General features: G+C 63.4%; 6 protein-coding genes. 5 read left to right on the top strand and 1 reads right to left on the bottom strand.

The features are described 5' to 3' along the window. The first annotated feature begins 680 nt into the window (after window positions 1–680). The gene (locus tag AB0N89_RS20125; protein WP_364206513.1) at window positions 681–3,053 is read left to right on the top strand and encodes an NB-ARC domain-containing protein; all 2,373 of its coding nucleotides are present in this window, start codon (window positions 681–683) and stop codon (window positions 3,051–3,053) included. Here AB0N89_RS20125 and AB0N89_RS20130 read toward each other — a convergent pair. After that, window positions 3,038–3,934 (bottom strand): serine/threonine-protein kinase, encoded by an 897-nt coding sequence (locus AB0N89_RS20130; protein ID WP_364206515.1) that lies wholly within the window; start codon window positions 3,932–3,934, stop codon window positions 3,038–3,040. The genes AB0N89_RS20125 and AB0N89_RS20130 overlap by 16 nt on opposite strands. A gap of 27 nt (window positions 3,935–3,961) precedes the next feature. On the opposite strand from AB0N89_RS20130, the gene AB0N89_RS20135 reads away from it, so the two are divergent. From AB0N89_RS20135 to AB0N89_RS20150, 4 genes are read left to right on the top strand one after another with little or no spacing between them, the layout of a single operon-like run. Beyond that, window positions 3,962–5,533, top strand: a complete 1,572-nt coding sequence (locus AB0N89_RS20135) for a PD-(D/E)XK nuclease family protein (protein WP_364206517.1) — start codon at window positions 3,962–3,964, stop codon at window positions 5,531–5,533. After that, window positions 5,533–6,537, top strand: coding sequence for a hypothetical protein (locus AB0N89_RS20140; RefSeq protein WP_364206519.1), 1,005 nt, complete (start codon window positions 5,533–5,535; stop codon window positions 6,535–6,537). Before AB0N89_RS20135 ends, AB0N89_RS20140 begins: the two co-directional genes overlap by 1 nt. Then, entirely contained in the window at window positions 6,534–9,893 is a 3,360-nt protein-coding gene (locus AB0N89_RS20145) for a hypothetical protein (RefSeq protein ID WP_364206521.1), read from the top strand. The genes AB0N89_RS20140 and AB0N89_RS20145 overlap by 4 nt, the downstream gene beginning before the upstream one ends. After that, window positions 9,881–12,454 carry a DUF3962 domain-containing protein gene (locus tag AB0N89_RS20150; RefSeq protein ID WP_364206523.1) on the top strand — a complete coding sequence of 858 codons (2,574 nt, stop codon included), beginning with the start codon at window positions 9,881–9,883 and terminating at the stop codon, window positions 12,452–12,454. Before AB0N89_RS20145 ends, AB0N89_RS20150 begins: the two co-directional genes overlap by 13 nt. The last annotated feature ends 256 nt before the right edge of the window (window positions 12,455–12,710 follow it).

Here is a 12,710-nt window from a genome sequence, read left to right on the forward strand (position 1 = left end):
CTCCCTGGTGGGGGCGGTGGGGGTGCTGTGCTCTCGCCCCCCCCCCGCCCACGACGGCATCTATGCGGCTGCCATGGTGCGAGGCTTGCGGGGTGCCGGCGGACGACGTGGTGGGCGGCCGTGTTGCGGGGGCCAAGACGGACGGCGCGGCATGATGCAGGTTTCGACGCTGAAGTGGTTCCGGCGAGTTTCGTACATCGAATTCTCCTTTGCGATTCTGCTGGTTTCAGCCAGAAATCAATGGCTCGATATACAGATTGTCACGGCGAGGCATCGGCGGTCGATAGTTTTGACCGTGGGTTGTGCGTGGGTTGCGACCCACGCACAACCCACGGTCAAACCTTGTCGCTTCGCGTCAGGTTCGTGTAAGAATTTCGACGTCGAGATGCTGTCCCGCCATCTGGAGCCACGAGGAATCCATGGACATCCGCATACTTGGGACCTTCACTGTCCTGGTCGAAGGGAAACCGCGGCCGCTCAGGTCGGATAGGGCGGCGGCACTGTTGCTTGTTCTTGCTGTCGCTCCACAGAACCGCATGTCTCACGATGAGATCTGGAAACGCCTGTGGCCAGGTCATGTGCGCGTGCCATCTCATCGAGTACGTGATGTCACCCGAAAGTTGAAGGAATGCCTGAAGGAGGTTTCTCCAAGTAACGAGAATCGAGTATGCGGTGTTGTCGTGAAGCGCGAATGGGTGGACTACCTTCGCTTTGTGCAGGCGATCACCGAGGCGAAGCAAGTGGCCGGTCGGGATCGGCTGGACCGGTTGCGTGCGGCGCTGCGTGAATGGCGGGGAGATCCGCTCTTGGACACCTGCTGGACGGACTTCGACCTCAGCCGCGAAAGGGCTGTGTTGCAGAAGAGCCGACGAAGTGCGATGTTCGACTACTTGACGTCGATGCTCGACTGTCGAGACTTTACCGACTTTCCCGGCGTTGCGCGCGAAGCGCTCGAACTGTGGCCTGAGGACAAAGGGATCAAGGAGCTCGTGGCGCAAGCTCCGGTTGACGCAGGTATCCGCGGATGGCCAGAGGGTGCCTCGGTGGCCGTCGCCGGCGTGGATCGTTCTCTCGATTCCCCTGTCCCGCGGCAGCTGCCTGGGCACCAGCCTTCGCTCGTCGGCCGGGCCGTCGAGCATCAGTTTCTCTGTCGCACCTTGCTCGGCACCGGGTCCGGGGTCGCGCTGATCGTGGGGATGGCCGGCGTCGGGAAGACTCTTCTTGCCTGCGCTTGGGCGCGAGAATTCAGTCGAAATTTCCCCGGCGGCGTATTATACGCGGACCTGCACGGCTACAGTCGGATCCCCCCGGAAAGGCCAACGCAGATCCTGACCCGGATGCTGGCGGATCTCGGTGTCGTCGTGGAGACGACCACGCTCGACGGGCTGATCAGCAGGTTCCGCACGGTGACCGCGGACCGAAGAGTCTTGGTCGTGCTCGATGATGCCCGAGACGCGGCACAGGCCGATCCTCTGTTGCCAGGGCTCGGATCAGCGGCCATCGTCACGAGCCGGAATCGCCTGGATGGTCTGACAGTTCGTGCGGACGCCTATCCGATTAAGCTTGAACCACTTGATTCGCCGACGGCCGGGACGCTGTTCAACGCCGCACTGGCCCAGCCCGCGAAACCCGAGCTGGCCCCTGTGGTGGCGGAGATCTCCGAACTGGTCGGCCGGCTGCCGCTGGCTTTGACCATCGTCGGTGCGCGGGCCCGCCGTCAGGTGAGCGCCGTGTCCGACACACTTGCCGAGCTCCGCCAAGCCCGGAATCGCCTTGACGTACTGGAGCTTGACCGCGAGCTCGATCTCGACGTACGAGTCGCGTTGTCGTACTCGTGTCGTGGGCTCAGCGTCGGCGCGGCTGAACTGCTGGCTCTACTGCCGTGTCATCCGGGGCCGACCATCAGCAAGACCGCGGTCTCGGCGTTGCTGGGGCGCGAAAGCGTTACGGAGGTGGATGAGCTGGTGGCCGCGCACCTCCTCGAACAGCCGGCGGCCGACCGGTACGCGATGCACGATCTGGTTCGGGACTACGCCGTCGAAACGGCCGAGATGCTGCCGGACGAGCTGCTGAGCAAGAGCAGGGAACGGACGTTCGAGTTCCTTCTCCACTACACGTGGGCTTGCGATCGAGTGCTCGTTCCCGGCAGGGATGTACCGATCGTTCTTCCAGAGGGGCTGGTTCAACCGGTCGATGAGGAGGACGCCATGAGAAGACTGGACCTGGAGTACGAGACGGCGACCGCGGTTCTGCGACTGGCCGAGGCGCTGGGCGCGGACCGCTACGTGTGGTTGCTGGAAATGGCCCTGTTGACCTACCAATGGCGGCGGAGCCGGTTCGCCGACGCCGAGGCCTACCTGATTCCCGCGGCCGCGGCGGCGGAGCGCGTGGCGTCTCTTCGGGACCAAGCCATGGTCTACCGGATGCTGGCCGGCTCCCGGTGGAACCTGCGAAACTACAGCGGGTCGAAGGAGACTCAGCGACGTGCCATCGAGTTGAGTGAAAAGGCGGGGGACGCGCGCGGTGTCGCCTATGGTCATGTCGGCCTGGCCGCTTTGCACCTTGAGCAAGACGAGAACATAGCAGCCGGCATCGAGTATGAGAAGGCTGTTTCGATCTTCTCCGTGATCGGCGATTTGCAGGGCGAGGCAGAAGCGATCCGGGGCGGAGGGGAAGCGGCGCTTGCCATGGGCGACCTGGAAACGGCCGAGCGAGCCAGTGAGGAGTCGATCAGGCGGTATGAACAGTCGGGCGATCGCAATGGCCGGGCGGGCGCGATGGCTCTGCTCGGCAAAGTCCATCAAGTACGGACCGAACTAGCCAAGGCAGCGGCCGCGTACGATCTTTCCGTTTCGTTGTACCGCAGTATCTCTCGCGACAGTCACGAGGCCCGAACGCTCTTGATGCTCGCCGAAGTCCTGAGAACGGATGGCCGCGCCGTAGAAGGCTCACAAGCACTCGATCGCGCTCGGATCCTGTATCAGAAACTAGGAGATGAGCCCGGAATGGCGAACGTGGATCGGATGCGCGGCATGCGTCACGCCCCACGGTAAGCCAAACGCCAGTACGCGAGCACAGGATCCGGCTCTCTTGCCGGCGCCGGTGGGACATCGCCCGTGGGAAGGATTCGCCGGAGCTCGGCTTCGATCTCCTGCGGTCCCTGCGGACGGTCATCCGGATTCCACTCGATCATCCACAACCCGAGCGCTCGCAGGGTCGGATCAAGCGCGGCGAGGGCCCGGTCGCTGTCATCGGTGAACGGTGGGGCTGGAGGAAAACTCCATCCTGTCTCATTGTCGAAAGGAAATCGCCTGATTGCCAGTCGAAAGAGCACGCAGCCCAGCGAGAAGATGTCCGACCGCGCGGAACTCACTTCGCCCTCCAGGATTTCCGGAGCGGCATAGCCAGGTGTTCCGGCGGGTTCACCGCCGGCTCCGGAAGGAACGGCCAGCCCGAGATCGATCAGCCAGACTCTGCCGTCATGTCCCATGAGCGCGTTATCCAGCTTGATGTCCTGGTGCACCCAACCGTGAGAGTGTACCTCCCCGAGTGTCCGGCTTAGCTGGGCGATGATCGCGGCGGTGCGGGTTGAACTGACCGTTCCCTCCGTTTCGGCATAAGATTCGAGGTCGCAGCCTTGGACGTCGGGCATGACGTAGTACGCACGGCCGTCGTGCGTTCCCTTGTCCAATGGCCGGAGCAAGCCGCGTACCTGATTCAGTTCGGCCGCCGTCCGGACTTCATCATGTAGCGCCGCGGAAAATCCTTCATATGTTGCCGAAGTCTCCAGAAAACGGGGATGTTGGATCTTCAGGACGAGATCCTGGCTAGATTCCTCGTCCTTGACGGAATAGACGATTCCGGAAGCACCCTCGTTGAGGTATTTCCGGATCACGTAGCGCCCGTGAATCTTCTGCCCTGGATGCAACACCATCTTATTTTCTCACGAAGGGATATACCCATGCCGCACCGGCCCTTCCCTGCCGGGGTGACCGGAGACCCAAGCCTGATCAAAGTCTCGATCGGAATGCTCGGGCCAGGCCGTTACCGGTGCCCGGCCAGGGACGCGCTCGACGCACGTCCCGGGCTCCGCCCGTCGGCCGAGGTGCACGACAAAGCCGAAGCATTGCAGAACTTTCCGTCTGGTCCTTTCATGCGAGTACTGGATTTGATGGAAGGAAACGGCCGTACCCGCGATGCCGCGTTCGACGCCGTTCTGTCCTGTGCGAGCGTGCACGACTCGGTCAAGAACTGGACGATACATGCGGTCACCCAGTATCTCGCCGAGTTCCCGGTCCGGTCTGGGGATACCGTCCCGTACCAGGGGCGCGCCTGGCGACTCAAGCACGAACTGCGCGTACCCGACGCGCGAGGCGCCGATGAGTACCGGATCGGAGCTTGGGGCAGGCGTTATCACTCGATGGACGGCCGGCTGAGGGAGTTGCGCCTGCCGGTCCACAGAGCTGGTGGGCGCGTGCGTACCGACGCGGAGATCTCCGTGGCGGCGTGTGTGCTCGCGGCGGGTGAGCCCGGGCCACTCCCGGAGCGGGTCAGGATCCGTCAGTTCGGCATGGCGGATGGAGTCTCGGCACTTCTGTTCGACGGTTCCCGAGACTCGGCGCTAGCGCTGTACGAGCGCGCGGGGAAGGCAGAGCTCGCGGCGCTCGTGGACCGGTCCCACCCTCTGGAGTACCGGCCAGGCTCGTCGTGTCGCGACTGTTCGTTCGCCGTGGTCTGCCCGGCCTTGCAGAAGTCGCCGGGTTTGCTGGGGGTGCGTGACAGGTCGCGCCCACGACGGGCATGGTCGGCTACTTCCGCCCGCAACTACGAGCAGTGCCCGGCGCGAGAGTACGCACGGCGGCAGCGACTTCCTGCGGATCAGCACGTCGAGCGGTCGGATTCCGCCGAACGGGGGCGGGCGATCCACCGATATCTCGAAGTCAAGCACGCCGATTCGTTGGTCTCGTGTACACCTAGCGTCCCGAAGGACTGGGTGCCTGACGAGTTCGTGCTGACCTGCGAGGAACAGGAACTCGGTGCCCTCCTCCTGCGTAATCACGCCGCGGTGTGCCCTGCTCCGCAGGCGACGTCGATGCGCGTGGAACCAGACCTGGTGTACGAGGATCCCGACGCCGACACCGTCGTCCTCGCCAAACCGGATTTGCTCTATCACGATGGGGAAACCTGGGTATGGCGTGAGACCAAGACGTCACGGGGCCGGTTCTCACGGTCCCTGTCGTGGTTCGGAAGGTACCCGCAATTGGCACTGGCCGTGGCGTTAGCGGATACCGTACCGGAGTTGGGCATCGAACGGATCGAGCTCGAGATTCTGCGCCCTGCCGGGGCGGATCTGCTCACCTTCGATCCGCGGAATAGCGAAGTGCGACAGCTCGCTCGGGAAACAGTCGTGAAACTGTTCGCCCCCTGGCATGCCGATGATCAGTTCGTCGCGGTTCCTGGGCCACACTGCCGACGATGTGAAGTGGCACGGTGGTGTTCGGCTCGTAGTACTGGCGTGGAGGCGGCGTCCTGATGTCGTCGTCGATGCTGGAGCATCTCGCGCGCGGTGTCCTCGCGCTCTCTCATCTTGCCGGCGCCGCACGTGCGATTCCGCCATACCCCAAAGAAGCACAGTATGTTCTGGACCTGATAGTCCGAGAGTGCCTGCACTCCGGACTTACTCCACCCTCGAGCCTGCCTGAGTTGATCGGCTGGTGCGTCGACCTCACGGCGTCCGGGCGGGAACCGATACGAGGCGTCGATCTGATCGTTCAGTCTCTCGTGCATCCTGTGCAGCGGGTCCGGACTCGAACCTGTACGGAGGTTGGCGGCTGGTCGGCGGTTTCGGACCGAATCGTGGCGGAGGTCGTGGCGGACATTCCTGACGAGGAAGCTCGACGCCGTCGAGCGGTCTTGGCTTCCCACGTGCTGATCACTTCGGAGACATCACGCACGGTGCTAATGAAAGATCCGCGGATGATTCCGGCGTTGAAAGCCGTGAAGGACTGCTACCTCCCCGCTCCAGAGGAGTGGATCGTGCGCGGGAAGATCGCGTTGTGTCCGACGTGCGGACTCTTGGCGCGCAGCGAGCATCCCGACTACGAGCTCGTCAGCTGGTGCGAGACTGAAACCTGCCCTCGTCGGACGCGCATCACCAACAGGGTATCCGCTTCAAGCGCGCTGGTTCTGCACCCTGCTCTGCGGCTCTACCATGTTCTGCCTGCGCGGACGGAGCAAATTCTGCTCACCGGCCTGAAAACAGCGCACGTGGTCGCGCACCCTAGCGGAGACCACCATGGCTGTTACACCATCCGCGCGCCGAATCCTGCCGTGATCCGAGTGTACGACCGAATTGAGCCAGGCCCCCTGGCGCGAGACTCGTTGGTCGACAAGGTTGATATCGCAGTTGTTCCGCAGCTGGACGGCGAATTTCGGAAAATGTTTCAGGAAGCTCTTCCTGGTGGTGCGGAAGTGCTCATTCGCACGGTCGACGAAATATTTGAGATCCTGACCGGTTCGGGAAAGGAATTCCGATGAGAGCACACCAGAAAGTGTTGCGAAGTTTCTATGAAGAATTGCGTGACGCGGGGAACCTGCGTCTCGATGAAGCGAGGTTGCTCTGTGAAGTAGAGCTTGGCGTCTATCTTCACAGCAAGATTACTCCTGCGGAGCCGATCAGTGGTGCGTGGACCCTGTTCAGCGGGTACCCCTATGTTGCCGCACGGGGATTTGTCAAGAATGGATCCATGTCCGGATCGCTCCGAGCCGCGCGATTCTCGTTGTGGACGTTGCGGAGAAAGTCCGCATGGACAGAGGCACTTGATACTTACCGGGGATTCGACCGGTCGGTACGCGCGTACGCAATCGACAGTCAAGACCGCACGGCGACCCGCCTCCCGACGGAGGGTATCGCTGATGATCGATGGACCGCCTACGAGAGGTTGCTTAAGGCAGCGCCTCCGTTCGCGGGAAGCAAGATATCTCCCGCCGGAGATGGAGAGCATCGGTTTCCGATGGGCAGGGAGACCGGCTATGTCGAGTTGCCAGACACCGACGGGCTTCCGGGGCCGGCTGGACACGACCTCGATCACCTTCCCGTCAGCGCCGGTCGCCCGATTTCGGTCACCTGGCGAAAGCTTCTGATCACCGCCGCTGAGATGGACCGAGTCGAGCCTGGAAAGAATTGGGTGCGGCGGCTCGCCTCGGTCCGGCTGCGGACGGTGAGAAAAGGAGGGCTCCGTTCGGCCAAGCGATTCAAGATCGACCGGATCCAGCATCTGCTGGGTATTGTCGGCGCAGGGAAGAGCACCCTCCGGGACGTGCTCGCCGTGCATCTGGCACAGCGACGCCACCGGGTGACTGTAGTAGTCGGAGATGTCGCAGAGACGTTGCGTCTGGTCCAGCTCTACCAGACGCACCTGGGAGCCGATGCGGCAGCCCCGATCCTCGGTTTCTCCGGGAAGCAGCGCCACGCGCAGCGAATGCATCGCAGGTTGACCAGCCGCGGCGACGTGCACCTGCTCGCCCATGACGACCCTGGGTTCACCTACCTGAGCACGTCGTGCGTGCTGAACTCACTGCGGGGTGGGTCGGCCACGATCCTGCCATTCTCACAATCCCCGTGCACTGCGCTGTACCCGCGAACGGTACGGCCCGAGGCCAAGTACGAGTGGTCGTCGACAGAGCGGGCGTGTCCGTACTGGCATGGCTGCCCTCGGCACCACGGCGCGCACGATCTGGTGAATGCGTCGGTGTGGGTCGCGACGCCTGCCGCACTTGTCGACGCGACGGTGCCGCGACCCCAGAACGCGGAACGGATCAGGTACCTCGAACTCGCCTGCAGGCGCAGTGATCTCGTCATCGTCGACGAGGCCGACAAGGTGCAGATGCACCTGGACGGCATGTTCGCGCAAGCAGCTCCGCTGGTCGGCGGCTCAGGCGACAGATCGCTGCTCGACGAGGTCAACACGCACAGGATCCGGGAACTTTCCGAAGGAGCGCGCACGCAGCTGTCCGATCGGGACGTCGAAGATTGGACCGCGGCGATCAACACGGTCACCGCGGCGACGGATCGGCTCTACGCCATGCTGGTCAGTCGGCAAGAGACCAGGGCCTGGGTGAGCAAGGGTTACTTCAGCGCGTGGAAGCTGCAGATCCGAATGGTGGAGAAACGCTATCCGCACGACGACCCTCCCGGCGCCACCGCGCGGAAGGGACTCATCGAGTTGTTGGAAAAGTTTCGGGACAATCCGTTCGGTGATCGCGAACGTCCGGAAGTCCCCGAGCTGACCCGCCTGGTCCATGAATTGCTCACCACTGGCCACCAGACGGCAACTCGGGAGAAGCTGCGTCGACAAGTGATCGAGATGTTCGATCTACATAAAGAACTTGCCGAGCGGCAGGCTAAGTTCGACGATGACGAATCGCAGCCGGACCCTGAGCTGTGGCTTTCCGAGCAGTGTCGTCAATTCGAGTTCACACTGGTGTTGTCCGTGCTGGAACCCAAGCTTGCTCAGATGAACTGGATGTGGCCGCGGGTCGAGTCAGTGCTGAAACTCGCTTTCAACGAGATGTACCAGCGGCCCGCGGACTACGCCCCGTTGGTGCCGGAAGCTCCGATGGGTAATGTTCTCGGGTTCCGCTTCATTCTCGACGGGCCACCGCGGCCCGGGGTGCAGAGTGGGGAGCTGCGCTACTTCCGCTGTAGCGGGGTCGGCAGGGAGCTCCTTCGTGTCATGCCGGGCATTCCGGAGACCGACGGCCGGCCCGGAACCAATGTTCTGCTGATGTCGGGAAGCAGCTGGGCGGGCCTCTCAAGCCGGTACCACATCCCGGTCCCGGTCGGGATCGTATTGCTGCCACCGGAGGTACACGTCGATGCCCTGACTTCCGGGATCGATGCACGCGTCGAGTTCCTACAAGACAGCGTAAGCGGCGAACCGTTGCGGTTGTCCGGGGCCGACCTCGACGATCGGTTCGAGATCCTGTGTAAGATGGTGACCAGGCTCGGCGAACAGGACCATGACGCGAGTATCCTTGATCGTGAACTGCGCGGTCTTCCCGACGCAAGGCGCCGCGTCCTGCTCCTCGTCGGCAGCTACGAGGAGGCGCAATTCGTAGCGGACACCCTGCACAGGCTGCGCCCGCGGTGGCAAGGAAGAGTCGTCCGGTTGGTCTCCGACGACGACGAAACAGTCGCCGGAACGATGATGAGCGAGCGGCACGCCCCGATCTTGCGCCGTGGCGATATCGAGACGCTTGCCCGTACGCACGCTGAGATACTTGTAGCACCCTTGCTCGCTGTCGAGCGAGGGCACAATATCCTGAACTTCGACGGCGTCGCCGCGATTGGGACCGTGTACTTCCTCGCGCGACCGAACCCTCGGCCGGACGATCTCGGACTCGCAGTGCACACGGTCAACGACTGGATTGTCCGCTATCTTGAGGACGGCCGCTTTCAGCGGACGATGGAGGCCGCCCCAACTCTGGACGATGGCGCCACAACGGTTCTCGGGGAAGGGCGGAAGCAGTGGTTCCGAGCCCTGGCGCGGTCTCTCGGCTGGTCGGCGCTGGGCTCCGATCGTGCCAGTATCACCTGGGACTTGCTAGTACTGATCTGGCAGGTGATAGGCAGGCTCGTGCGCGGAGGAGTCCCGGCCCGTGTCGTCTTCGTAGACGCGGCGTTCGCCCCTGAACACGCAGCGGGCCGCCCCGGAGAGGAAACGCCGAAAACCAGCCTTCTCTACAGCATCCGCGCGGTGCTCGGGGAGTACCTGGTCGATCCGGATCCATCAAAGGCGCAGGAAAAGTGTCTCGCGAAAGCGCTCTACGGCCCACTTTGGGGCGCGCTGGAACGTTGTCTGTCCGCAGAGGAGCCGACATGCATTCTTTGATCAGATTGTGCGCCTACGAGCCTGACGACAACGCCTGGGTCGAGAACTTCCATGTGCTTACCTTCAGTGAGCAGTGGCGAGAAGAATTGACCGATCTTCATGCCCTCGGATGGCGCGGTCGGGAGCCGTTCGTAGGCCTGCCGATCCGGAGGTTCGGCAGCTTGCTGCGGGCGGTCGCGCCCGGTGTGGTGGCTACCGGGCGAGGAGCGGTCGCTGATCCATCGGTTCCGTGGATCTATGCCAAGGAAGAACTGCCCGCCGAGGTCATCCTCCCGGCGTTTCTCAGCTGGATAACCGACCTACGCCCAGAAGCTGAGCATCAGGAGGCGCTGGTTCGAGTGCTCGACGCGGTTCGGACGACCCGCATGGAGTGGGTCGACTGTCCGGTAGAACTGACGGGTGCTGCGTCGTCGGCAGGCGGAACTTCCGCGCCGGAGCGGCGGCTCTACCACCTTTTGCCCGAGCTGCTGGCGCTGCGCCTCGCCGCCAAACCGTTCAAGGGAGAAAGCCGCTTCCGAGTGGTCAGCCAGGATCAAGGAGCGGAGCTCGTCTCATGGCCGCCTGAGCGGTATCGCGACGGGGGTGTCGAACATCGCTACTCAGTGCGGATCGGGATTTCAATGCACACCGTTCCGTTTGCTTCGAAATTCCGAATCCACATGTCATACGGGATCCGGCGATGGTCGACTTCCGCGCCGGTGTGGTTGCCCTCCGGGCGCGGTGCATCCGTACTTCTGGATGCACCGTTCCCCTGGGACGAGGACAAGCAGCAAGTGCGCTCTCGCTTGGTGCACAACAGCATCAGGTACGAAAGCTGGACAGGGCGGCACGTTTGGCATCGGCGTTCCTCGATCGGCATCATCAAGGACCTCGACCTGGTCCGGCAGTATCCGGAGCCAAAGGAGATCGTCGCCGCCCCGCAGACGTGGATTGACGGGCCTGAACTCGCTGCTGGTGTCGTGCACAGCACGGCGATGGGCAAGCACATGGTAGGGCCCGGGCTGATGCCCGGCGAACGGGCCATGCTCGACGAATGGGTCGCGGAGGGGATGGCTCCGCACTTCCGGCGGGTGCCGGACCTGGTTCGGGCGGCTCGGGCTGCCAAGCCTGTTCTCCTGCCGAAGGCGAACAAGAAGGACCCCGTGCGTAGCGCCCAGGTGCGGGGCGATGCGGCCGCGGCCCGGCGTGCCGCGCTGCGCGCCGCGTGCGACGGCGAGCCCTTGCGTGTCGACGTCGTGACGTTGTATCCGGAGACGCGAAAGAGTCTGGTGCGCCAGTTCGCGTACCTCCTTGGCCTGGATTCGGCCGGCGGGAACTCGGGCGAGGTGCTGCGCTGGTCGATCGACGGTCTGGATGTCGAGCTCCATCTGTCCGATGCCGGATCGATGTGCAATGCACTGAGTGTGGACTCCGATGACCCTGCAGCGGTCGACAAAGCCATTCGGTTCCGCCGGGCCGCGGTGGCCGCGCAATTTTCCCGACGAACCGGTGTACCCGGCCTCGCACTGATCGAGATTCCGCGAGCCACTCGGTTCCAGGTACCCGGAACGGACCCCAAGGGAGCTCTGCGGCTGGGCTTCGCCGATACTCGGCGGCTCACCCAGTTCATCCAGGTGGCGGACCACAAGACCGCGGACGTCGACGTCCGCGCCGCCGCGGCCTGGACTGATGGTTTTCGCCAGCTCGGGGCCAGTACCGTTCCCGTCCATCGGGCAGGCTCGGCGGTCGAGCCCGACGTGCAATATGTGGCCCTATGGGCAGTGCGAAGGAATCGTCGTGATCAGGGCGCGTGGGCGGGCTGCCGACTCGTCGCGGTGCGGATCCGGCCGAACGACACACATCTCCCCGTCTGCGGCTGGTCGGACGAACAGCAGGCCTGGGTGCCTTATCCGGAATTGCTGCTATCCCTTGCTTCGGTAAGCCGCGATTCGGAGGACCGGGGAGCGGAGATCCAGAGCCGGATCCGAACGATCCTTTTCGGCTGTCGGGACCGGCCGACGTTGCTGCTCGTGAACTCACCCAACTTACGGGACTCCTGGCCTTCGCTGGGCAACCAACAGCTGGTCGAGGGGCATCTCAGTTTCACGGGGCTCCCGAACCAGCGGCTGGCCGCGTTCGGCCCACGACTTCGCGTCGTGCTGATTCGGGACCGAAACAATCGAGAAGAGGTTCCGCAATGGTATGCGCCCGCCGAGAGAACCCCTGGTTTCGCTAGCGGCTTGTGGAAGCCGAAAGGAGCGGGTCAGGAAAACCGAGTCTTCGCAAGCACAGCCGACGTACCATCGAGTTCGCCGAAGATCGCCCGAAACCTCCGGAAGTTCGAACGGAGCGATGAGTGGCCGGCGAGACCGACGACGACCGCGTGGAACCCGCAGTGCCTCGAACTCACCGTATTGGGGGGCAGCAATCCGGACGAGGATCCCGTCCCCTGGGCGGCATTGACCCACCAGTTACGTTTTCACGACGACTATGCGCCGCTTGCTCGACCGTTGCCGATGCACTTGGCGAAGAAGGCCGACGAGTATTTCGGCCCGGTGGAGGAAGACCGGGAAGAGGAGTGAACAGGTGGCTGAGACGGTGAGGTCCACTGTGGGAGAGCGTGGCGGAAGACGACCTTGGCAGTGGGTGCGCGCACCGCGTTCAAGATCTTGTCCCGTATGGATCGTTGTCGGCAGATTTGGGCTGTTCGTCGGAATCGGTGGAGATCGACCACGGGCTTTTCTCACACAATTGAGTGTGGAGAGACCTTCGTCGGTTCGCACGTGACCAAGTCTGGCCTGGTGCGCGGTCAGGGCGGCCGATCCGCCAGTTCCCCGG

Origin of the sequence: Amycolatopsis sp. NPDC089917, from assembly GCF_040684635.1 — a bacterium.
Taxonomy (GTDB): domain Bacteria; phylum Actinomycetota; class Actinomycetes; order Mycobacteriales; family Pseudonocardiaceae; genus Amycolatopsis.